The organism is Pseudomonas sp. TMW22089, assembly GCF_022496645.1.
GTDB lineage: Bacteria > Pseudomonadota > Gammaproteobacteria > Pseudomonadales > Pseudomonadaceae > Aquipseudomonas > Aquipseudomonas paraversuta.
On sequence record NZ_SCFG01000013.1, the window covers coordinates 59,600 to 82,180 of the forward strand.

Consider the following 22,581-nt stretch of genomic DNA (forward strand, 5'->3'; position numbering starts at 1 on the left):
ATGGATCTGCACGCATTTTTTGAAATCCACGCGCCGCGCCTGGACACCCCTCAGGCGCTGGGCGATTGCCTGCGGCAAATGGTGCAGGCCGGCCTCGATCAACTGCCGATGCCGGGCAGCGGCCAGACCCTGGAGCGCTGGCAGCGACTGGGGCGGGTCGCCGGCCAGGACCTGGGCCTGTGCAAGCTTTATGAAGGCCATACCGATGCCCTGGCCACCCTCCACGAACTGGGTGCCCCCCGGCCTGCACCGGGCAGCACCTGGGGGTTGTGGGCGGCAGAACCGCCGGATGCCCGGGTCGATGTGCATTTGGTCGATGGCCAGGCCATCCTCACCGGCCGCAAGGCCTGGTGTTCGGGCGCGGCGGTGGTCAGTCATGGCCTGCTCACCGCACGGGATGAGCAAGGCGCGGTGCAACTGGTCGCGGTGGACATGCACCAGCCACACATCAGCGTCTCGTCACATGGCTGGGAAGCGGTTGGCATGCGCGCCACCGCCAGTGTCGAGGTGACCTTCGAGCAGGCGCCCGCCACCTGTATCGGCCGCCCCGGCGACTACTTGCAGCGCCCGGGTTTCTGGCACGGCGCCATCGGTATCGCCGCCTGCTGGCACGCTGCAGCCAGCCGGCTGGGCAGTTACTTGCAACAGCACTGCAGCCAGCGCGAAGAGCCCCACGCCCAGGCCCATCTGGGCGCGGTGAATGCTGCGCTGTACAGCGCCTCCTGCGTTTTGCGCGAGTGCGCCCGGCGGGTCGATGAGAACCCAGAGGCCGACGCGCAACTGCTGGCACGTCAGGCCCGGGCGCACATTGAAGCCTGCGCCGAACAGGTGATTCAGCATGTGGGCCGGGCACTGGGCGCGGGCCCTTATTGCCAGAATCCGCACTTTGCCCGGCTCAGCGCCGACCTGCCGGTGTACCTGCGCCAAAGCCATGCCGAACGCGACCTGCAAGCCCTGGGCAAACTGGTGGCGCTGCAACCTGACACCCGGTGGCCGCTATGAAAACCAATCTGATCGTAGGGGCCGGTACCTCGCTGGAGCACTGGAGCGAATCCCGGCGCCTGGCCGGGTTACCGGAAATACAGCTGTCGGACCTGGTACCCGAAGGCGCCCGCGCGGTGATCATTGCCCCGCACCCGGATGACGAAATACTGGGCAGCGGTGGCTTGCTGCAGATGATCGGCGCGTCCGGCCGTGAGTTGCTGCTTATCTCGGTCACCGACGGCACTGCCAGCCACCCGGGGTCAACCCGATGGCCCGCGCAGCAGCTGGGCGCGTTGCGCGTTCAGGAGTCCGAAGAAGCGCTGCGCCGCCTGGGGCTCGCACTACCCCAGTGGCAATGGCTACGGGCTGGGTTTGAGGACAGTCAGGTCGCCACCCGGGAAGCCGCCGTGGCAGTGTTTATCGAGCAGCAGTTACGCCCCGGTGATGTGCTGTTCGCGACCTGGCGCGAGGACGGCCACAGCGATCACGATGCGGTCGGCCGCGCCAGCAGCACTGCCGCCAAAGCAGTGGGCGCGACCCTGCATGAACTGCCGATCTGGACCTGGCACTGGGCCCGCGATGACGATGCCCGGGTGCCTTGGGCCCGCGCGTACAAAATCAACCTCAGCCCCAGTGCCATGGCGCGTAAACGCTATGCGGCCAGTGCGTTCAGCAGTCAGTTGCAGGACGACCCGAGTACCGGCTCAGGCCCGATTTTGCCGGCCCTGGCACTCGAGCGCCTGCTGCGCCCCTACGAAATAGTCTTTGTACAGGAGTGAAACATGGGTGTTTCCACGGCTTTTTTTGATCAGCTGTATGAGCAGAACCCGGACCCGTGGGCTTTTCGCGAGCGCTGGTACGAACAGCGCAAACGCGCACTGGCCCTGGCCAGCTTGCCGCGTCAGCATTATGGGTCGATCTATGAGTTGGGCTGTGCCAATGGCGAGTTAAGTGCAGGCCTGGCCCAGCGCACTGACCGCCTGTTGTGTTGCGACGCAGCCGCCAGGGCGGTCGAACTGGCACAGCAACGCCTGAGCCACTGCCCGAACGTTGAAGTTCGCCAGAGCCGGTTACCGGCCGATTGGGCCAGTGGCCGTTTTGACCTGATCGTACTCAGTGAACTGGGCTACTACCTGGATGCCAACGAGTTGCAGTCCATGATTGAGCGGATCGCGGGCAGCCTTGCAGAGCAGGGACAGGTACTGGCCTGTCACTGGCGCCCGGCCATCGAGGGCTGCGCCCTGACCGGGGATCAAGTGCATGGCCTGCTGCATGCCGGCCTGGGGCTGAGCCGGCTCGCGCAGCACCTGGAAGATGATTTTGTACTTGAAGTCTGGGGCCTCGACCCTATGTCAGTGGCAAGCCAGGAGGGCCTGCGATGATCGGCATTCTGATACCTGCTCACAACGAGCAAGATCTGCTCGCGCAATGCCTGCAAGCTGCGCTCACGGCAGCCCGGCACCCCGAACTCAACGGCGAGGCGGTCAAGGTCACGCTGGTGCTCGACAGTTGCAGCGATGGTTCGGCAGACATAGCCGCCAAGTACGACATCAAGGTGCTGCACATCAAGGCCCGCAATGTCGGAGTCGCCCGGGGCACCGGTGCGCAGTGGCTGCTTGAGCAGGGGGCGCGATGGATCTCCTGCACCGACGCAGACAGCCTGGTAGCCGATGACTGGCTGGTGGCGCAACTGGCGCTCAATACCGATGCCGTATGCGGCACCGTGCGGATCGATGACTGGGGCCCCCTGGTCGATGCCCCTGCCCGCGCCCGATATCTGGCGGCCTATGAGGCCCGGGACGGGCATCGGCACATTCATGGCGCCAACCTGGGCTTCAGTGCCCGGGCATATCGCGATGCTGGAGGTTTTCAGCCGTTGGCGTGCCATGAAGATGTGCATCTGGTGAAGCGGCTGCAGGCCAGTGGTGCCTCCATCGCCTGGAGCCACCGGCCCAGGGTGACCACCAGTGCCCGGCTGGACTGTCGCGCCAGGGGGGGCTTCGGCGATTACCTGAAGTCACTGCTGATCGCCCCGGCAGCTGATCAACATCAACCGGACCCACGGCCCGGTGCGCTATAAATAGCCTGTGTTGAACGGCCAGGCTCGCACCGGGTCGGACCCTGACAACCCAGGAGAAACCATGACCCTTGATATTGCCGGTAACGACATTGAGTCACCCGCCCCGGGCGCAGTGCCTGATGTACACCGAATGAAGGTGCTCACGGTCAACATGCACAAGGGCTTCACCGCCTTCAATCGCCGTTTCATCCTGCCCGAACTGCGCGACGCCGTACGCAGTACATCGGCCGACCTGGTTTTTCTGCAGGAAGTGCTGGGCGAACATGAGAAGCACGCATCGCGCTACGACGCCTGGCCACAGGTATCGCAATATGAATTCCTGGCTGACAGCATGTGGACCGACTACGCCTACGGGCGCAATGCGGTATACCCCGACGGTCATCACGGCAATGCGGTCTTGTCCAAGTACCCGATCAAGTCATACCGCAACCTCGATGTATCCATCACCGGCCCGGAACGGCGTGGCCTGCTGCACTGCGTGCTGGATGTCCCGGGGCACGAAAACGTGCATGCGATATGCGTCCACTTGAGCCTGCTGGAAAGCCACAGACAGTTGCAGATCGTGCTGCTCAATCAGTTGCTCAAGTCCTTGCCGCCTGACGATCCGGTGATCATTGCCGGTGATTTCAATGACTGGAAAGAGCAAGGCAATGCCATGCTTTCCCAGCGTGACGACCTGCACGAAGTATTTGAACGTCACCACGGCAAACTGGCCAGAACCTACCCGGCGCGCTGGCCGCTGCTGCGTCTGGACCGGATTTACCTGCGCAATGCCTCCAGTCATCACCCGACCATCCTGGGCCACAAACCGTGGCCCCATCTATCGGATCACCTGCCGTTGGCGGTGGAAGTGCATCTGTGAACAATCGTTGGTAGCGGCAGTTGCCGAAGGCTGCGCCCGGTTGCCCTGGGACCGTCACACTTGTGGGGCCTTTCACCGGTAGTCGCTGACGAGGCTGCGATGGACTGCGTAGCAGGCCCCGCAACTGAAGGGCCTGCTGCCCCTTGTCGCAGCCTCGTTGCTCGTCAGCGACTACCCGGGAAAATCTGCCCCGGCAGGCTGAAAAGGAAAAGCACCGGGGCATACCACCAGGCATCACGTCGGCTGTAAAATCAGAACCCCCAGCGGCGGCAGATTCAATGCCAGCGAAACCTCCTGGCCATGACTTGGCAAGGCCTGGGTCATCACTCCCCCGCCATTGCCATAGTTGGAACCGGCATAAGTATCCGCATCACTGTTGAGCACCTCTTGCCAGGTACCGGAAAACGGCACGCCAATGCGATATCCCGGACGAGGCACCGGGGTGAAGTTGGCGACCACCAGCAGCGGTTTGCCCGCCTTGCTCCAGCGCAGCCAGGCATAGACACTGTTGGTCGCATCATCCCCGATCAGCCATTGAAAGCCTTGCGCCACATCGTCCTGGTCATGCAGCGCCGGTTCTTCGCGGTACAGGCGATTCAAATCACCCACCAGCTTCTGCACTCCCTGGTGGTCATGGTATTGCAGCAAGTACCAGTCCAGTTGCTGATCGTGGTTCCACTCGCGCCACTGTCCGAACTCACAGCCCATAAACAGCAACTTCTTGCCCGGATGCGCCCACATAAAACTCAGATAGGCCCGCAGGTTGGCGAATTTTTGCCAGCGATCCCCGGGCATCTTGTCGATCAGTGAATGCTTGCCGTGCACCACTTCATCGTGGGAAATCGGCAGGATGAAGCGCTCGCTCCAGGCGTACACCAGGCCAAAGCTCAACTCGTTGTGATGATGGGCACGGTACATCGGGTCCTGCTGGATGTAGTGCAGCGAATCATGCATCCAGCCCATGTTCCATTTGTAGGCAAAACCCAGACCGCCCTGCTGGGTACTCTGACTGACCCCCGGCCACGCGGTGGACTCTTCGGCAATCATCAGAGCGCCGGGGGCTTCCAGGGCTACCACGTCGTTGAGATGGCGCAAGAACTCAATGGCTTCGAGGTTTTCCCGGCCCCCATGAATGTTCGGCACCCACTCGCCCGCTTTGCGCGAGTAATCGCGATACAGCATCGAGGCCACCGCATCCACCCGCAGGCCGTCGATATGGAAATGCTTGAGCCAGTGCAACGCCGAGGCCAGCATGAAGCCATGGACTTCGGTGCGCCCCAGGTTGTAGATCAAGGTGTTCCAGTCCTGGTGATAGCCCTCCAGCGGGTTGGCATATTCATACAGCGCCGTGCCGTCAAATTGCGCCAGGCCATGGGTATCGTTGGGAAAATGCGCGGGCACCCAGTCCAGAATCACCCCGATCCCGGCCACATGACAGGCATTGACGAAGGCTGCGAAATCATCCGGCGAACCGTATCGGGCACTCGGCGCAAACTGGGACAAGGGCTGATAGCCCCACGAACCGCCAAACGGGTGTTCCATGATCGGCATCAGCTCGATATGGGTGAACCCCAGTTTCTGTACGTAAGGGATCAGGCGCTCTGCCAGTTCATGCCAGTTATACAGGCGCGCAACTTCGCCGATATCGTCGACCTCGCACTGCCAGGAGCCGGCGTGCAATTCATAAATGGACAATGGCGCGTCCGGCTTCTGATGTTCAGCGCGACTCTGCATCCAGGCCGCGTCCTGCCAGTCCACCTGCAGCGGCGAGGCCACCCGGGAGGCCGTATCGGGCGGCAACTGGGTGGCCAGCGCCACCGGATCAGCCTTGAGCGGCAAGATACCGTTGGCCCCAAGAATTTCGTACTTGTAGGCTTCACCTGGCGCAAGACGCGGGATAAACAGCTCCCAGACCCCGCTTGGATGGCGCAGGCGCATGGGGTGCCTGCGGCCATCCCAGATATTGAAATCCCCCACCACCGACACTCGCCGCGCATTCGGCGCCCACACCGCAAAACGCACACCGGGAACGCCATCGACGCTCATGACCTGGGCGCCGAAACAACTGCTCAAGTCCCGGTGATTACCCTCTGCAAACAGATACAGGTCCATTTCCCCCAGCAAAGGCCCAAAGCTGTAAGGATCTTCACTGGTCTGCTCGCCACCGGCCCAGCTGATGCTTAGCCGATAGCCGCGGACATCGGCAAAATGCCCGGCAAACAGGCCCGGGACCTCGCTGCTGTCCAGCGTGCCAATCACCTCGTCCGAGTCGCGGGCCACTACCTTGACGCTCAGGGCACCGGGCAAAAATGCCCGTATCACTTGCCCGCCCTCACCGTCCGGGTGCGGCCCCAACACCGCAAAAGGGTCTCGGTGCCGAGTGTTGATCAGTGCTTCGATATCGTCGCGCGCGGGCAGCACAGCCATTTTTCCCGGGCCAGGAACCTTGTTTGAACTCATCACTTCTCTCCATCCGGTAAAGGCTTGGCCGTACTTGGCAAGTGGGTGAGCAAATCGCTTAATCCCTGCAAGGGAACCCGCAACCAGGCAGGCCGATTTGCCGCTTCATAGATAATTTCATAGGCCGCCTTTTCCAGACTGAACAGCGCCAGTGCGGCATCCTCGCCCCCGGCCACTTTCCAGTCATGGGCAAGGCTAGCTGTTGCTTGCCGGTATGCATCGACCAATGCTGTCCGGGCTTCTTGCAAATAGCGTTCAACCACCCGTTGCCGTGCATCGTCAGCCTGATCCGAGTGATCCGACTGTTGCACGTTGCTGACCGCCATGGCCGCTGCGTAATCGAAGGAGCGCAATACCCCGCTCAGGTCTTTATAGGGGCTGTGCTTGCTGCGCCGGGCTGACAGCGGGCGCGCAGGCTCACCTTCAAAGTCGATGAAGTAGGCATCGCCCTTGACCACCAGCACCTGCCCCAGATGCAGGTCGCCATGCACCCGGATCTTCAGGCCACCCTGGGTTGTTTTGGCCAGTTGCTGGACATGGGCGGTGATCGCGCCTTGTTGCGCCAGCAGTTTTTTCACCTGTTTTTGCTCAGGCTCGCCAAGCTCGGGCAGATGTTGTTTGAGCAGCTTCAAGGCCTGCTTCAATTGCCCGTTGATATGGCTTGCCCACTGCCGGGTATCGGCCTCGGACGTGGTCTGAGGGGCAAAGTCAGGGTTGTCGCTGGCTTGCGCCAGCACCCCGTGCATCTCCCCCAGACGCTGGCCGAGCAAACCGGCAAAATCTGCCAGTTCGACCAGGGCGTTGTAATGCTGTTCGTGCTCGGACATGGCGTCGGCCATTTCGTCGCGAATGGCCCGTTCCAGGTTGTTCTGGGTCCAGGTCCAGGCATCGCCCTGGTTACTCAAATAGCCCTGGGCAATCATCAGCAAGGTCTCTTCGCCCCCGGTTTCATGGCGCACCACTGCCCCCAGCAACGGAGAAATATGCTGATACCCGGCCTCGGTCAGATAGGCACCCAGCTCCAGCTCCGGATGCTGGCCACTGCTGATTTTGCGGATCAGCTTAAGCACCATGGCGCCGCCGATCACCACCGAGCTATTTGATTGTTCGGCCGTGAGATAACGCACTTCACTCTGTTCGTTGAGCCCCAGGGCCGCCAGCTGCGCGGTGGCCGTAAAACTGATAGTGCCGGCGCTGCTGCTGATTTTCTCGCCGCTTTGCATGCCCGCCAGTACGGCCCTGACAAAGGCTTCAAGAGCAAAAGCATCGGTCATGAAACCGACCTGAGGGCCACGCCGCAGCCGCGACAGCACCGATTGCTGGGCCAACGTGCTGCTTGCCTGATCCTCGCCCAATACCCCAAGGGGCACTTGATAATGGTGTTGTTCGCCGCCGCTGGTGACTTGTACCTCGGTCAGCAACATGGGGTGCAAGGCATCGCCAAAACGGGTGCCGTGGAGAATTTTGACCTGCTCGACCGGTGCATTTTTTTGCCCGAACCAGCGGCGTTTGGGTAACCACGCCGGCAGGATCACGTTTTCCAGAGTGGTCCGCGGCGGGGTATCGAGCAACTCTTCAAGGCGCTGTTTGAGCACCAGGGTCAGCAGCTCGGGCAGGCTTTGCGCCGGTTCTGCGTGCCAGCTCGGCATCTGATTCTCGGCAGCCAGCAAAAACCAGTAAAAACCGTAGGGCGCCAGGGTCAGCATGAAGTCCATCTGGCCAATGGGCGGAAAGGCATTGCCCCCCAGCATCTCCACCGGTACCCGCCCGGCGAACTCGGACAGCTCCAGCTCTGCCGCCTGGGCGCTGCGCGACACGTTGGCCACGCAGAGGATGGTTTCAGTCTTGCCGTCGCCGTCGGTGTATTCGCGAATGTACGCCAGAATCCGCCGGTTGCTGGGGGACAGCATTTTCAAGGTGCCGCGACCAAAGGCTTGTTGCTGCTGGCGCACGGACAGCAGGCGCCGGGTCCAGTTGAGCAATGAATGCGGATCGCCGGATTGGGCCTCAACGTTCACCGATTGATAGCCATACAGCGGATCCATGATCGGCGGTAACACCAGGCTCGCCGGGTTGGCCCGCGAGAATCCGCCGTTACGGTCAATCGACCACTGCATCGGCGTACGCACCCCGTCCCGGTCGCCGAGGTAAATATTGTCCCCCATGCCAATTTCATCGCCGTAATACAGGGTCGGCGTGCCCGGCATCGATAACAACAGGCTGTTGAGCAGCTCGATGCGCCGGCGATCACGTTCCATCAACGGCGCCAGACGCCGACGAATCCCCAGGTTAATCCGCGCCCGCTTGTCGGCGGCGTAGTAGTTCCACAGGTAATCGCGTTCCTTGTCGGTGACCATTTCCAGGGTCAACTCATCATGGTTGCGCAGGAAAATTGCCCATTGGCAATTCGCCGGAATTTCCGGGGTCTGGCGCAGGATATCGGTGATCGGGAAGCGGTCTTCCTGGGCCAGAGCCATGTACATGCGCGGCATCAACGGAAAGTGGAAGGCCATGTGGCACTCATCACCATTGATGCCATCGCTGTCGCCAAAATACTGCTGGGTGTCTTCGGGCCATTGATTGGCCTCTGCCAGCAGCATGCGGTCGGGGTAATGGGCATCGATTTCGGCGCGGATCTGCTTGAGGATCTGATGGGTCTCGGGCAGGTTTTCGTTATTGGTGCCATCGCGCTCGATCAGGTACGGAATGGCATCCAGGCGCAGGCCGTCGATGCCCATGTCCAGCCAGTAGCGCATCACCGCCAGCACTTCTTTCATCACCTGCGGGTTGTCGAAATTCAGGTCCGGCTGGTGGGAGTAAAAGCGGTGCCAGAAGTACTGGCCGGCGACCGGGTCCCAGGTCCAGTTCGAGGTTTCGGTGTCGAGAAAAATGATCCGGGTGCCGTCGTATTTTTCATCGGTATCCGACCACACGTAGTAATCCCGAGCCCTGGAGCCGGCCTTGGCACGGCGGGCCTTTTGAAACCAGGGGTGTTGATCCGAGGTGTGGTTGATCACCAGTTCAGTGATTACCCGCAGACCGCGCTTGTGGGCCTGGGCGATAAAGCGTTTGACGTCGGCCAGGGTGCCGTAGTCCGGATGCACGCCTCGATAATCGGCAATATCGTAGCCATCATCGCGCCGCGGCGAGGGATAGAACGGCAGCAGCCACAGGGTGTTGACCCCCAGCTCGGCGATGTAATCCAGCTTGCTGATCAGGCCGGGAAAGTCGCCGATACCGTCGTTATTGGAATCGAAAAATGACTTGATATGCACCTGGTAGATCACCGCGTCCTTGTACCAGAGCGGGTCCTTGATAAAGCTGGCCGATGCGGGTTGGTTTGCCATAAGGGAAATACCTGCTGATTCGGTTGCCCGGGGCCAGTGAAGCCGCCCGGCAAGAGGGGCTTAAAGGGGTTTGATCCGCCAGATGCCGAACGGCTGATGCCAAGGCTCGATACGCATCCATTGGGTTTTGCCATACCAGGTCCAGCGATGGCCGTTCATCAAATCTTCCCCCGAGGTCCAGGCGTCATCGGCCAGGCCCATTTCCCACAACGGCAACTCGAAATGAGCTTCCTGGGCGTTATGGGGATCGAGACTGATAGCCACCAGCACAAAATTGCTGCCATCGGCGCTGCGTTTGCCGAAGTACAAAATGTTGTCATTCCAGGCGTTGTACAGGGTCAGGCCCAGGTGGCTGTGCAAGGCCGGGTTCTGGCGGCGGATGCGATTGAGCTGGGCAATTTCGGCCACGATATTGCCCGGCGCACTGAAATCACGGGGGCGGATCTGATACTTCTCCGAGTCCAGATATTCCTCTTTGCCCGGCACCGCCGCCGACTCGCAGAGTTCGAAGCCGCTGTACATGCCCCACAGGCCCGAGCCCATGGTTGCCAACGCGGCCCTGATCAAAAAGCCGGGGCGCCCCGAGTCATGCAGGAAGCCGGGGTTGATGTCCGGGGTATTAACGAAGAAGTTGGGCCGGAAGCACTCACGCAACGGGCTTTGATTAAGCTCAGTGAAATAGGCTGCCAGCTCGGCCTTGGTGTTGCGCCAGGTGAAATAGGTGTAGCTCTGGGTGTAACCGACCTTGCCCAGGCGCGCCATCATGGCCGGGGTGGTGAACGCCTCGGCGAGGAATATCACCTCAGGGTTCTGGGCACGTACATCCGCGATCAGCCATTGCCAGAACGGCAGAGGCTTGGTGTGCGGGTTGTCGACGCGGAAGATTTTTACCCCCTCGTCCACCCAGCCCAGCACGATGTCGCGCAACTCCAGCCACAGGCCGGGAATCGCATCCGGGGCATAGAAATCGACATTGACGATGTCCTGATACTTTTTCGGCGGGTTTTCCGCGTAGCGAATGCTGCCGTCGGGGCGCCAGTTAAACCATCCGGGGTGCTGCTTGAGCCACGGGTGGTCCTGAGAACACTGAATGGCAAAATCCAGAGCGATTTCCAGACCGTGGTCCGCGGCAGCGGCCACCAGGCGCCGGAAGTCGTCACGGCTGCCCAGTTGCGGATGGATCGCGTCATGCCCTCCCTCTTCGCTGCCGATGGCATAGGGGCTGCCCGGATCGTCCGGCCCGGCCTGCAACGCGTTATTGGGGCCCTTGCGATGTCGGCGGCCAATGGGATGGATCGGCGGGAAATACAGCACGTCAAAGCCCATGTCGTGAATCATCGGCAGGCGCTGGTGTACATCATTGAAAGTGCCGTGGCGGGCAGGATCGTCAGTGACCGAACGGGGGAACAGCTCGTACCAGCTGGCGAACTGCGCCAATGGCCGTTCAACCTCCACCGGGTACTCGGGGCTCAGGCTCAAATACGCGTGGTTTTGTGCCTCGGCCATCAATTGCGCACTGTGTTCGTGCATGAACAGCGCCACCTGCTCGGTCTCCAGCAGACCAGACAGTTGCCCGAGCAACGCCTGCAACTGTTCGCGCCGTTCACCCTGACTGAGCTCGATGGCGTGCTGTACCAGAATCCGCCCTTCCTGCAACTCCAGACTGACGGCAATGCCTGCCTGATGCTTTTTCTCCAGCTCATGGCAAAAGCTGGCATAGCGATCAATCCAGGCCTCGATGCAAAACAGATAGCGCCCCACTTCGGGCACCGGGAACTGTGCGTTCCAGCTGTCATTGCCTAAAAAATGCATAGGCGTTGCCGACCAGTGCGCGGAACTGGCCAGACGCCAGTGCAGCATGACCGCCAGCTGCTCGTGACCGTCAACAAACACTTTACTGAGCACGTCGACCTGCTGCCCCGCAGTCGCCTTGACCGCGAACTCACCGTTTTCGAGCACCGGGGACGTGGCTTCAATAACAATGCGCGGCAACAGCAATGCCTGGGATAACGGCAACGTCACAGTGGAATCAGGGTCTTGCGGGAAATCAGCAGTCATCGAGCAGCACTCCTCACGCCCGCAGACGTTTATGGGTGGTCGTATCAAAGCCATTCCCGGCATCGATCACCGGGCACCTGGTTGGGAGCGGGGGAAAGAATTAAAAGTTCAGACTAATTGCCGATACTCCGTTGGTCATTGGCCGGGGAACCGAGCGGCCTTCAATGAGGTCGACCGGCTGTAATCCTTTCCATGCAGCAATGAGGCCATGTCCATGAATATCCCCATTCCCGCAGAAACCCCCGATCCCAATATTGACGACCCGGTGTTACCGCCCGGTGATGCCGAGCCGGTTCCGGAAGAGGATCCGCCGCTCAAGGACCCCAACCCGATTGGCGATCCTCCCTGCGAAGATGCGCCGATGAGAATCTGATGCCCGTCTTGAGCGCTGTTTGACCTGCCCGGTCGCTGACGGTTGCGATCGGGGCCGCAGCGGGCGCAACCCGCAGCCGATGACCGCCAATCCATTCGATCGAACCCGGCCGGTTTTCCACGCACTAACGTTTAACCCCCATAAAAGGACCACGCTGATGACTATCACAATCGATGCCGACAAAAGCTGCTGGTATGAATCACCCGAAGGCTCGGAGCACTCCCCGGCCGAGCGGGTAGAAGTCATCACAGACCACGCCTCGAGAATGTGCATGGCGCTGATGAACGGCCTGCGCATTGCCATTACCTCGGACGAAGCCGAAGCCCTGGTTGCGGCGGGCGCCAAGGACAGCCGCGAGTTGCTGCGGGCCGGGGGCAGTGAGTCGATTATCTGAAGCTGTAAGACTGATGAGCCCCAGCATGGGCTCATCCTGGGTGATTCGGTGATCTAATTGACCCCGATCAGGATTACCCGCCGGCGCCTGGGTTAAAGGCGCCCGGCCCCTGCTGCACGTGGCCGCGACCGGGGTGCAGCAAGTTGTCGCAGGTCACCCTGCAAACACATCTGATCCGGTTTTTAATCAAATAACTGAGTCTGTTATGCAAACAGTTCGCAGGGGATAGTGCTCAGGCCTGATGGAGGCTGATGAGCGAAAGACCATGAGCGAACAAATTCCCGTCCAGATACTTGAAACATTCGAGGCTTCGCGACCCCGGACCGCAAAAAACAAAAGCCGCTCCAGCGACAACCTGATCCACACCCGCAGTTTCACCGGTCTGTTCCGAACCTTGCGCATAGTCGGTGCCGGCTTTCTGTTTTTGCTGTTCTTTGGCACGGTCTGGCTCAATTGGGACGGTCGACAAGCCGTCCTCTGGGACCTGTCCGAAAGCAAGTTCCATATTTTCGGGGCGACGTTCTGGCCGCAGGATTTCATCCTGTTGTCGGCGTTGCTGATCATTGCCGCCTTCGGCCTGTTTGCGATCACGGTATTCGCTGGCCGGGTGTGGTGTGGTTACACCTGCCCGCAAAGTACCTGGACCTGGCTGTTTATGTGGTGCGAGAAGATCACCGAAGGTGACAGGAATCAGCGCATAAAACTCCAGGCCGCACCCTGGCGCCTGAACAAGATCCTGCGCCGCACTGCCAAGCACGCGCTGTGGATGGCAATCAGCGTGATGACGGCGCTGACCTTTGTCGGTTATTTCACCCCGATCCGGCCCCTGGCCACTGAGCTGCTGACCCTGGAAATGGCCGGCATCAGTCTGTTCTGGGTGCTGTTTTTCACCGGCGCCACCTATATCAATGCCGGCTGGCTGCGGGAGGCGGTGTGCATGCACATGTGCCCTTACGCGCGGTTCCAGAGCGTGATGTTCGACAAAGACACCCTCGCCATTTCCTATGACGTGAACCGTGGCGAAAGCCGCGGCCCGCGCAAACGCGGGGTCGAACCGGCGCAGGCAGGTCTGGGCGATTGCATCGACTGCCAGATGTGCGTGCAGGTCTGCCCCACCGGCATCGACATTCGCGATGGCCTGCAGATGGAATGCATCGGCTGCGCGGCCTGTATCGACGCCTGCGATACGGTGATGGACAAAATGGGCTACGCCCGCGGGCTGGTGCGCTACACCTCCGAACACCAGTTACAGGGCGGCACCACCCATTTGCTGCGCCCGCGCCTGATTGGCTACGCAGCGGTGCTGGTGCTGATGATCGGGGCCCTGGTGGTGGCGCTTGACCAGCGCTCAATGGTGTCACTGGATGTGATCAAGGACCGGGGGCTGTTTCGCGAAAACAGTCAGGGCCAGATCGAGAACATCTACAGCCTCAAAATCATCAACAAGACCCAGGAGCCGCAGCATTACCGGGTATCGCTGCAAGACAACCAGGACTTCCGCCTGCAGGGCAAGACCGAGCTGACCCTGGCCCCCGGCGAAATTGTCGATGTGCCGGTATCGGTCGCGCTGTTGGCCGAACGCCCGAAAAGCAGTTCGCAAACCATCGGGTTTGTGGTCACCGACACAGATCAACCGAGCGTACGCAGTGTGGCCAAAAGCCGTTTTGTGGCACCGTTGAATCGATAAACGATAAATCCCTGTGGCAGCGGGCGTGCTCGCGATAGCATCAGCACGGTCAATCAGACTGACCGGAGTGAGCCATCGCGAGCACGCTCGCTCCTGCAGGATTAGCCGAGCCTTATTAATGAAACGCTACGAAAAATTCGCCGACGATATTGCTGAACTGATTCGCAGCGGGGTGCTCGGCCCCGGCCAGCGCGTGCCTTCGGTACGTTATGCCAGCCAGACCTACGGGGTTAGCCCCTCCACCGTGTTTCAAGCCTATTACCTGCTGGAACGCCGTGGCCTGATCCGGGCCAAACCGCGTTCCGGCTACTTCGTCAACGTGCATGCGCCGAGTCCGTTTTCCGAACCGGTATTCAGCAGCCATGTAACCGAGTCCACCGAAGTGGATGTCAGTGCTCTGGTGTTCTCGGTGCTGGACTCAATGAAAGACCCGCACACCGTGCCCTTCGGTTCGGCGTTCCCCAGCCCGACCTTATTCCCGCTACAACGGCTGGCCCGCTCCATGGCCACCGCCAGCCGTGAAATGGACCCGCGCATGGTGGTCACCGACATGTCCCCGGGCAACCCGCAACTGCGGCGCCAGATTGCCCTGAGGTATATGGTCGGGGGGCTGATGCTGCCCATGGAAGAGCTGCTGATCACCAATGGTGCCCTGGAAGCCTTGAACCTGTGCCTGCAGGCCGTCACCGAGCCCGGCGACCTGGTGGCCATCGAAGCGCCGGCGTTCTATGCCTGCCTGCAAGTGCTGGAGCGGCTCAAACTCAAAGCCGTGGAAATCCCGGTGCACCCCCGTGACGGCATCGACCTGGGGGTGCTGGCGCAAACCCTGGAGCGCCATCCGATCAAGGCGGTGTGGTGCATGACCAGTTTTCAGAACCCGATTGGCGCGACCATGCCCGAGGCCAAAAAACAGGCGCTGGTGGAACTGTTGCGCGGCCACCAGGTGCCGTTGATTGAAGATGACGTGTACGCCGAGCTGTATTACGGCCAGCACGCGCCCAAACCGGCCAAGGCCTTTGATAGCGAAGGGTTGGTGATGCATTGCGGCTCGTTTGCCAAAAGCCTGGCCCCGGGCTATCGCATCGGCTGGGTGGCGGCGGGTCGATATGCGCAGAAAATAGAGCGTCTCAAACTGATGACCTCGCTGTGCGCCTCGATGCCGGCCCAGGCGGCGATTGCCGACTACCTGCAACATGGCGGCTACGATCGCCACCTGCGCAAACTGCGCTATGCCCTGGAAGAACAACAGAGCGCGATGCTGGCGGCGATAGCCCGCTACTTCCCGGCGCAGACCCGGGTCAGCCAGCCGTCGGGCGGGTATTTCTTGTGGCTGGAACTGCCCGAGCAAATGGACTCTCTCAAGTTGTTCCAGATGGCCTTGGCCCAAGGCATCAGCATTGCCCCGGGGCCCATTTTTTCGGCCACCCAGCGCTTTCGCAACTGCATCCGCCTGAACTACGGCAGCCCGTGGAACGAAGCCAGTGAAAAGGCCATGGAGACCCTGGGCAAGATCGTCCGCTCATTCTAAAGCCCCCGCACCACCTGTAGGAGCGAGCTTGCTCGCGAGCTTTTCGGCGCAATTCGCAACGGCTCGCGAGACAAGCTCGCTCCTACAGGTGTTGCGGGGTGTCAGTGAAATCGTATCCCGCAGTACAAGGGCTTTTCGGCGCGACTCGCAACGGCTCGCGAGGCAAGCTCGCTCCTACAGGTGTTGCGGGGTGTCGGTGAAATCGTAACCCGCAGTACACCTTCTCCCTCTGTAGGAGCGAGCTTGCCTCGCGAGCTTTTCGGCGCAATTCGCAACGGCTCGCGAGACAAGCTCGCTCCTACAGGTGTTGCGGGGTGTCAGTGAAATCGTATCCCGCAGCACACGAGCTTTTCGGCGCAAATCGCAACAGCTCGCTCCTGCAGAGGCTGTGGGTCCGGGGATCTCAGCCCGGCATGCAGGTGAAGTCCGCGGTGTGCGCCACTTCCTTGCCGTGGGAGTCCACCAGCGTCGCGCTGACTTCAGGCCCCAGGCTCGACTCGATCAGTTGGTAACGCTCTCCGGCCTTGAATTGCCGGTAATTGACCCTGCCCTGGCAATCGACCTGGTTTTCATCACCGGTGGCCCCCTCAAACAAGGTCACGTCCAGCCGGTGAGCTCCAGGGGTGACTTCAAAATAGCGACCATCATTGATGTTCTTGCCGTCTACCCGCTCGGCCATCAGGTCACTGTTGCCCTCCTCCTTAAGACCGATCCAGGCTTCACCCGGGTCTTGTTTGGGCATCGGTCCGGCACAGGCCGACAGCAACAACACCAGGGACGGAACCAGCAACAGCGGTTTAAGAGTCATCGCAAGTACGCCTCGCTCAAAGTTGAAAAAGGGACGACAGGCTGACCCGTCGAACAGGCCTCAAGCTTGCGACTCAGCGTGTGTTGCGCCAAATGAATGAAAGTGAAGGGATTTTCAGCTCTTTCCTAAAGGATCCTTCACCTGGCTGAAAGCGGATCGTTAAGATCCGGCGGTAAGACTGCCGAGGTTTGCAATTCCACTCCTCGGAGGTTCAGGCATGCTCGGGCTGGTAAAGACCGCACTGCACAAGCCCTACACGTTTATCGTGCTGGCGATTTTCATCTGCATCATCGGGCCGCTGGCAGCTCTGCGCACGCCCACTGATGTATTTCCCGACATTGGTATTCCGGTGGTCGCCGTCGTCTGGCAATACACCGGCCTGGCACCGGCAGATATGGCCGGCCGGGTGATTTACACCTACGAGCGCTCGCTCAGTACCACGGTCAACGACATCGAACACATCGAGTCGCAGTCTTTGCCCGGCATGGGCATCGTGAAGATTTTCTTCCAGCCCGGCGTCGATATCCGCACCGCCAATGCCCAGGTGACTGCGGTATCTCAAACCGTACTCAAACAGATGCCGCCGGGGATCACCCCGCCGCTGATTCTGAACTACAGCGCCTCCACGGTGCCGATCCTGCAATTGGCGTTTTCCAGCCCCACGCTCTCGGAAGCCAAAATCCGCGATCTGGTGCAGAACAACATCCGCCTGCCCCTGAGCTCACTGCCCGGTCTGGCCATGCCGACCCCCATGGGCGGTAAACAGCGGCAGATCACCCTCGACCTCGACCCCCAGGCTCTGGCAGCCAAGGGCTTGTCGGCCCAGGACGTGGGCAACGCACTGGCGGCGCAGAACCAGATCATCCCGGTGGGCACCGCCAAGCTCGGCACCTATGAATACACGGTGTTGCTCAACAACAGCCCCAAAGCCATCGACGAACTCAATGACTTGCCGATCAAGACCGTCAATGGCGCCCTGATTACCATCGGCCAGGTGGCCCACGTGCGTGACGGTTCGCCGCCACAAACCAACATCGTGCGGGTGGACGGGCAACGGGCAGTACTGATGCCGGCCTTGAAGAACGGCAATATCTCGACCCTGTCGATTGTCGACGGCATCCGCTCGATGCTGCCGCGAATCAACGAAACCTTGCCTCCTTCACTCAAGACATCCCTGCTGGGCGATGCGTCGGTATTCGTCAAACAGTCGGTGGGCAGTGTGGCCCAGGAAGGGATCATCGCCGCCCTGCTCACCAGTGCGATGATTCTGCTGTTCCTCGGCAGCTGGCGCTCGACCCTGATCATTGCCGTGTCGATCCCGCTGGCGGTGCTCTCGGCCATTGCCCTGCTGGCCCTCAGCGGGCAAACCCTGAACGTCATGACCCTCGGGGGGCTGGCGTTGGCGGTGGGGATTCTGGTGGACGATGCCACGGTGACCATCGAGAACATCAACTGGCACCTTGAACAAGGCAAGTCGGTACGTGATGCGATTCTCGATGGCGCCAGGCAGATCGTCGGCCCGGCATTCGTTTCGCTGCTGTGTATCTGCATCGTGTTTGTGCCGATGTTCATGTTGCAGGGGATTGCCGGCTACCTGTTCCGGCCGATGGCGCTGTCGGTGATTTTCGCCATGGGCTCGTCCTTCATTCTGTCGCGCACCCTGGTGCCAACCCTGGCGATGTTCCTGCTCAAACCCCATGTTGCGGAGCAAGGCCCGGGCCATCACCCCGAAGATGGCTACATCAACCATCACGAGGGCGACCGGCACACCCCACAACATTGCGCAGCGGTGCGGGCGCTGCTGAGTTTTCAGCAAGGGTTCGAACGGCGCTTCTCGGCCGTGCGCGATGGGTACTACGGCGTGCTGGAATTGGCTTTGGCCCATCGCAAAGGCTTTTTGTCCGGTTTCATGGCCTGTGTGCTGGCGTCGTTCGTGTTGCTGCCGAGTCTGGGCCAGGACTTCTTCCCGGCCACCGATGCCGGGGCACTGGCCCTGCATGTGCGCCTGCCGCTGGGTACGCGCATTGAAGAAAGCGCGGCGGCCTTCGACCGGATCGAATCGCGCATTCGTGAAATCATCCCCGCCGACCAGCTGGACACCATCATCGACAACATCGGGATTCCGTTGAGCGGCATCGACATGGCCTACAGCAGCAGCGGCACCATCGGCCCCCAGGATGGCGATATTCAAGTCACCCTCAAAGCCGACCACAGCCCGACCGCCGACTATGTGAAACGCTTGCGTGAAGCCCTGCCCGAGAGTTTCCCCGGCAGCCAGTTTGCCTTTATGCCGGCCGATATCAGCACCCAGATCCTCAACTTCGGTGCTCCGGCTGCGCTGGACGTGAAAGTCTCCGGCCGCGACGACGCCGCCAATCGCACCTATGCCCTGGAGCTGCAACGGCGCCTGCAACATGTGCCGGGGATAGCCGATCTGCGGATTCAGCAATCGGTCGGCTACCCGTCCCTGCAAGTCAAGGTTGACCGGCTGCGGGCCAATGGCCTGGGGATCACCGAACGTGACGTTACCAACAGCATGGTGGCCTCACTGGCGGGCAGTTCCCAGGTGGCACCGACTTTCTGGCTCAACCCGCAGAACGGCGTGTCTTACGGGGTAGTGGCCGCGACCCCGCAATACCGGCTGGACAGCCTGCCCTCGCTGGAGGCCTTGCCGGTCACCGGCAGCAGCGGCCAGTCACAAATCCTTGGCGGGCTGGCGACCATCACCCGGGGCGAGAGCCCGGCGGTGGTCACCCATTACAACATCGAGCCAACCCTGGATCTGTACGCCAACATTCAGGGCCGCGATTTGGGCTCGGTGGCCGCCGATGTGCAAAAAGTGATTGATGGCGCCTCGGACCTGCGTCCCAAAGGCGCCACCATCACCCTGCACGGCCAGATCGACGCGCTGCATGAAGCCTTCAGCGGTTTGAGCCTGGGCCTGCTGGGGGCGGTGGTGCTGATCTACCTGCTGATCGTGGTCAACTTCCAGTCGTGGCTGGACCCGTTCGTGATCATCACCGCTCTGCCCGCCGCCCTGGCCGGGATCGTCTGGATGCTGTTCCTCAGTGGCACCTCCTTGTCGGTGCCGGCCCTGACCGGGGCCATCCTGTGCATGGGGGTGGCCACTGCCAACTCGATTCTGGTGGTGAGTTTCTGCCGCGAGCGCCTGGCGGAACATGGCGACGCCCTCAAGGCTGCGCTCGAAGCGGGCTACACCCGGTTCCGGCCGGTGTGCATGACTGCCCTGGCAATGATGATCGGCATGCTGCCGCTGGCCCTCTCCGAAGAACAGAACGCCCCGCTGGGCCGCGCTGTGATTGGCGGCCTGATGCTGGCCACTGTTGCCACTTTGTTGTTCGTGCCCGTGGTGTTCAGCCTGGTGCACGGTCGTGAAAAAAATCGCTCTGCAGCTGGAGAAACCACCCATGTCGTCTGATCCAAAACCTTCGCCCAAGCGCTTGATGTACCTGGGTATCGGTGGCCTGACCCTGGCCGCGTTGCTGGTGGCCAATGGTCTGGCGGCCCGCAGCCGCCACGAGCATGAGGTTGCCAACTGGACCGAAGTAGCCGCCCTGCCAGTGGTCAGCGTGTTCCAGCCGCTGCAGAACGCCCATGGCGACACCCTGCGTTTGCCCGCGCATCTGGAAGCCTGGAGCAAGGCCTCGATCCATGCCCGGGTCAGCGGCTACCTGAAAAGCTGGCACAGCGATATTGGCAGCAAGGTCACCGCCGGACAGGTGCTGGCGGTCATTGATAGCCCCGACCTGGATCAGCAACTGGCGCAGACCCGGGCCCACATGCTGCAAGAGCAGGCCAATGCCAGACTGGCTGCCACCACCGCGTCGCGCTGGCAAAACCTGCTGGCCAGCCACTCGGTCTCACGCCAGGAGGCGGACGAGAAAACCTCCAACGCTGCCGCCGCCAGGGCCAGTGCCCAGGCCGCCGAAGCTGACTACGCGCGCCTGTCCAGCCTGGAAGACTACAAGACCATTCGCGCGCCCTTTGCCGGGACCATCACCGCGCGCCATACCGACATCGGCCAACTGATCAAGGCCGATACCGACAGCGACACCGAGCTGTTCGACATCGCCGATACCCATCAGCTGCGCCTGTACGTGCCGGTGCCACAGAACTACGCCAGCGTGATTCGTCCGGGCATGCCGGTGCAGCTCAGCGTGCCGGAGCATCCGGGGCAGACTTTCAGCGCGAAACTGATCGGCAATTCGGCCGCCATTGATCAGCGCTCGGGCACCCTGATGGCACAGTTTGTCGCGCCAAACCCCGGCGATGTGCTGATGCCCGGGGATTACGCCGAGGCAACCCTGGCGATCCCACCCGACACCCATGGCGTCAGCATTCCGGCCAGTGCCTTGATCTTCCGTGCCCAGGGCACCCAGGTGGCGGTGCTCGACAGCGCCCGGCATGTGCACATGCAAAACATCCATATCGGCCTGGATCTGGGTGACCGGCTGGTGATTGATCAAGGGCTCAAACCTGCCGACACCGTGATCGACAACCCGCCCGACGCCCTGCGCGAAGGTGACCCGGTGAAACTTGCCGATGCAGGAGCCGCCCATGCAGCCAAAGCTTAAACGCGGCGCCCTGTTGCTGGCCCTGGCGTTGCAGGGCTGCTCGCTGGCACCGGCCTACAGGCCGCCGCAACTGGACCTGCCACAGCACTATCGCGAACAGAGCAGCGACAACCCGTGGCACAGCGCGCAACCGGCCGATCAACTGTCACCCCAGTGGTGGCGGCTGTATCACGACGAGCGCCTGAATGCACTGCAGCAGCGCCTGCTCAAGACCAACCCGGACCTGGCGGCAGCCCTGGCCCATTACCAGGGTGCCCAGGCCTATGCCAGCCAGCTGCATGCCGGGCTATTGCCGCAAATAACCGCCAGCGGGCAACCGCTGCGCCAGCGCCAGTCGGACAGTCGGCCTCTGCGCGGTTCCGACCAGCCAGCGGTATACAACAGCAATACCGCAGGCTTTGCGCTGAATTTCGATCTCGACCTGTGGGGTAAAATCCGCAACCAGGTGGCGGCGGGCGATGCCCGGGCTCAGGCCTCGGCAGATGACCTGGCCGTGGCTCGCCTGAGCTTGCAGCGCCAGCTTGCCAGCCTGTATGTGCAGCTTGACGGGCTGGATGCGCAGCAGCGCATTCTCTCCAGTTCGCTGGATGATTACAGCCAGGCCCTGCAACTGACCCGCGCCCGCTATCAGGGGCAGATTTCATCCGAACTTGACCTGACCCGCGCCCAGAGCCAGCTGGCCGAAGCCGAGGCCCAACTGGACGATGTGCGCGGCCAGCGCAACCTCACCGAACACGCCATTGGCGAACTGCTGGGCGAACCGGCCAGCAACTTTGAATTGCCGGCCGGCAAGCAGACCCTGAGCCTGCCGGCGCAACCGGGCGCCTTGCCCAGCACCCTGTTGCAGCGCCGGCCCGATATCGCCGCGGCGGAACGGCGGGTGTTTGCCGCCAATGCGCAAATCGGCGTGGCCAAAGCCGCCTGGTACCCTGACTTCAGCCTGACCGGACTACTGGGCGGACAAACCCAGGGCAGCGGTAATTTACTGGCCGCGAGCAATCGTTTCTGGGCCTTGGGGCCGCTGGTCAACCTGCCGATTTTTGATGGCGGGCGACTGAATGCCGAGGAGCGCCAGGCCAGGTCCGAATTCGAAGAAGCCTCGGCACACTACCGCAGCCAGGTGCTGCATGCGGTGCGCGAGGTCGAAGACAACCTGGCGCAGTTGCGCGACCTGAGGCAGCAAGGTCTGGACCAACAGGCGGCGGCCAATGCCGCCGAGCACACCCGGGCGCTGGCCACCAACAGTTATGAAGCCGGAGCCGTGAGTTACCTGGATGTAGTCACGGCGCAGACCGCGGCGTTGCAGGCCCAGCGCGCGGTACAAGCCCTGCGCACCCGGCAGTTGCAGGCCAGCGTGGGATTGTTGACGGCACTGGGAGGGGGCTGAGCCTGCGCTCGACGACGC

16 protein-coding genes are annotated in these 22,581 nt (G+C 61.5%); 12 read left to right on the top strand and 4 right to left on the bottom strand.

The genetic code is table 11. The features are described 5' to 3' along the window. The 5 genes from EQV90_RS13995 to EQV90_RS14015 all read left to right on the top strand — a co-directional run bounded on the left by EQV90_RS13995 (position 1) and on the right by EQV90_RS14015 (position 3,926). Positions 1-1,002: an acyl-CoA dehydrogenase family protein gene (locus EQV90_RS13995; RefSeq protein ID WP_003447566.1), complete on the top strand. Its 1,002-nt coding sequence runs from the start codon at positions 1-3 to the stop codon at positions 1,000-1,002. Then, on the top strand, positions 999-1,763 hold the full coding sequence (locus EQV90_RS14000; RefSeq protein ID WP_003447564.1) for a PIG-L family deacetylase: 765 nt from the start codon (positions 999-1,001) through the stop codon (positions 1,761-1,763). The genes EQV90_RS13995 and EQV90_RS14000 overlap by 4 nt, the downstream gene beginning before the upstream one ends. 3 nt (positions 1,764-1,766) lie before the next feature. Continuing rightward, positions 1,767-2,366, top strand: coding sequence for an SAM-dependent methyltransferase (locus EQV90_RS14005; protein WP_240878256.1), 600 nt, complete (start codon positions 1,767-1,769; stop codon positions 2,364-2,366). Continuing rightward, entirely contained in the window at positions 2,363-3,064 is a 702-nt protein-coding gene (locus EQV90_RS14010; protein ID WP_010656100.1) for a glycosyltransferase, read from the top strand. The genes EQV90_RS14005 and EQV90_RS14010 overlap by 4 nt, the downstream gene beginning before the upstream one ends. Positions 3,065-3,125: 61 nt before the next feature. Next, positions 3,126-3,926 (top strand): endonuclease/exonuclease/phosphatase family protein, encoded by an 801-nt coding sequence (locus EQV90_RS14015; RefSeq protein WP_010656101.1) that lies wholly within the window; start codon positions 3,126-3,128, stop codon positions 3,924-3,926. Positions 3,927-4,160: 234 nt separating this feature from the next. On the opposite strand, the gene glgB is transcribed toward EQV90_RS14015, so the two are convergent. The 3 genes from glgB to EQV90_RS14030 are packed head-to-tail and all read right to left on the bottom strand — an operon-like array spanning position 4,161 to position 11,791. Beyond that, a complete protein-coding gene (gene glgB, locus EQV90_RS14020) occupies positions 4,161-6,386 on the bottom strand; it encodes a 1,4-alpha-glucan branching protein GlgB (RefSeq protein ID WP_127196723.1) in 2,226 nt (741 codons plus the stop codon). Beyond that, on the bottom strand, positions 6,386-9,733 hold the full coding sequence (gene treS, locus EQV90_RS14025; RefSeq protein WP_240878258.1) for a maltose alpha-D-glucosyltransferase: 3,348 nt from the start codon (positions 9,731-9,733) through the stop codon (positions 6,386-6,388). Before treS ends, glgB begins: the two co-directional genes overlap by 1 nt. Before the next feature lie 60 nt (positions 9,734-9,793). Further along, entirely contained in the window at positions 9,794-11,791 is a 1,998-nt protein-coding gene (locus tag EQV90_RS14030; RefSeq protein WP_003447547.1) for an alpha-1,4-glucan--maltose-1-phosphate maltosyltransferase, read from the bottom strand. A 214-nt stretch (positions 11,792-12,005) separates the two neighbouring features. Between EQV90_RS14030 and EQV90_RS14035 the strand changes: the two genes are divergently transcribed. The 4 genes from EQV90_RS14035 to mapR all read left to right on the top strand — a co-directional run bounded on the left by EQV90_RS14035 (position 12,006) and on the right by mapR (position 15,773). Continuing rightward, positions 12,006-12,164 carry a hypothetical protein gene (locus EQV90_RS14035; protein ID WP_203008870.1) on the top strand — a complete coding sequence of 53 codons (159 nt, stop codon included), beginning with the start codon at positions 12,006-12,008 and terminating at the stop codon, positions 12,162-12,164. Positions 12,165-12,321: 157 nt separating this feature from the next. Next, on the top strand, positions 12,322-12,558 hold the full coding sequence (locus EQV90_RS14040; protein WP_003447543.1) for a DUF3203 family protein: 237 nt from the start codon (positions 12,322-12,324) through the stop codon (positions 12,556-12,558). A gap of 265 nt (positions 12,559-12,823) precedes the next feature. Beyond that, complete coding sequence (gene ccoG / locus EQV90_RS14045; RefSeq protein WP_240878259.1) at positions 12,824-14,245, top strand: cytochrome c oxidase accessory protein CcoG; 1,422 nt, start codon at positions 12,824-12,826, stop codon at positions 14,243-14,245. A 118-nt stretch (positions 14,246-14,363) separates the two neighbouring features. Further along, positions 14,364-15,773 (top strand): GntR family transcriptional regulator MpaR, encoded by a 1,410-nt coding sequence (gene mapR / locus EQV90_RS14050; RefSeq protein WP_003447539.1) that lies wholly within the window; start codon positions 14,364-14,366, stop codon positions 15,771-15,773. A gap of 403 nt (positions 15,774-16,176) precedes the next feature. Here the strand turns inward: mapR and EQV90_RS14055 are convergent, their stop codons facing one another. Next, the gene (locus EQV90_RS14055) at positions 16,177-16,581 is read right to left on the bottom strand and encodes a hypothetical protein (protein ID WP_240878260.1); all 405 of its coding nucleotides are present in this window, start codon (positions 16,579-16,581) and stop codon (positions 16,177-16,179) included. Positions 16,582-16,798: 217 nt separating this feature from the next. Between EQV90_RS14055 and EQV90_RS14060 the strand changes: the two genes are divergently transcribed. From EQV90_RS14060 to EQV90_RS14070, 3 genes are read left to right on the top strand one after another with little or no spacing between them, the layout of a single operon-like run. Next, on the top strand, positions 16,799-20,020 hold the full coding sequence (locus EQV90_RS14060) for an efflux RND transporter permease subunit (RefSeq protein WP_240878261.1): 3,222 nt from the start codon (positions 16,799-16,801) through the stop codon (positions 20,018-20,020). Beyond that, positions 20,010-21,176 carry an efflux RND transporter periplasmic adaptor subunit gene (locus EQV90_RS14065; protein WP_240878262.1) on the top strand — a complete coding sequence of 389 codons (1,167 nt, stop codon included), beginning with the start codon at positions 20,010-20,012 and terminating at the stop codon, positions 21,174-21,176. Before EQV90_RS14060 ends, EQV90_RS14065 begins: the two co-directional genes overlap by 11 nt. Continuing rightward, positions 21,160-22,563: an efflux transporter outer membrane subunit gene (locus tag EQV90_RS14070; protein WP_240878263.1), complete on the top strand. Its 1,404-nt coding sequence runs from the start codon at positions 21,160-21,162 to the stop codon at positions 22,561-22,563. Before EQV90_RS14065 ends, EQV90_RS14070 begins: the two co-directional genes overlap by 17 nt. Positions 22,564-22,581 lie beyond the last annotated feature (18 nt).

Coding starts and splice junctions, on each gene's coding strand:
- EQV90_RS13995 (WP_003447566.1), top strand. CDS start 1: ATGGATCTGCACGCATTTTTTGAAATCCACGCGCCGCGCCTGGACACC.
- EQV90_RS14070 (WP_240878263.1), top strand. CDS start 21,160: ATGCAGCCAAAGCTTAAACGCGGCGCCCTGTTGCTGGCCCTGGCGTTG.
- EQV90_RS14035 (WP_203008870.1), top strand. CDS start 12,006: ATGAATATCCCCATTCCCGCAGAAACCCCCGATCCCAATATTGACGAC.
- EQV90_RS14060 (WP_240878261.1), top strand. CDS start 16,799: ATGCTCGGGCTGGTAAAGACCGCACTGCACAAGCCCTACACGTTTATC.
- EQV90_RS14030 (WP_003447547.1), bottom strand. CDS start 11,791: ATGACTGCTGATTTCCCGCAAGACCCTGATTCCACTGTGACGTTGCCG.
- EQV90_RS14010 (WP_010656100.1), top strand. CDS start 2,363: ATGATCGGCATTCTGATACCTGCTCACAACGAGCAAGATCTGCTCGCG.
- EQV90_RS14015 (WP_010656101.1), top strand. CDS start 3,126: ATGACCCTTGATATTGCCGGTAACGACATTGAGTCACCCGCCCCGGGC.
- ccoG (WP_240878259.1), top strand. CDS start 12,824: ATGAGCGAACAAATTCCCGTCCAGATACTTGAAACATTCGAGGCTTCG.
- EQV90_RS14005 (WP_240878256.1), top strand. CDS start 1,767: ATGGGTGTTTCCACGGCTTTTTTTGATCAGCTGTATGAGCAGAACCCG.
- EQV90_RS14065 (WP_240878262.1), top strand. CDS start 20,010: ATGTCGTCTGATCCAAAACCTTCGCCCAAGCGCTTGATGTACCTGGGT.
- treS (WP_240878258.1), bottom strand. CDS start 9,733: ATGGCAAACCAACCCGCATCGGCCAGCTTTATCAAGGACCCGCTCTGG.
- mapR (WP_003447539.1), top strand. CDS start 14,364: ATGAAACGCTACGAAAAATTCGCCGACGATATTGCTGAACTGATTCGC.
- EQV90_RS14000 (WP_003447564.1), top strand. CDS start 999: ATGAAAACCAATCTGATCGTAGGGGCCGGTACCTCGCTGGAGCACTGG.
- EQV90_RS14040 (WP_003447543.1), top strand. CDS start 12,322: ATGACTATCACAATCGATGCCGACAAAAGCTGCTGGTATGAATCACCC.
- glgB (WP_127196723.1), bottom strand. CDS start 6,386: ATGAGTTCAAACAAGGTTCCTGGCCCGGGAAAAATGGCTGTGCTGCCC.
- EQV90_RS14055 (WP_240878260.1), bottom strand. CDS start 16,581: ATGACTCTTAAACCGCTGTTGCTGGTTCCGTCCCTGGTGTTGTTGCTG.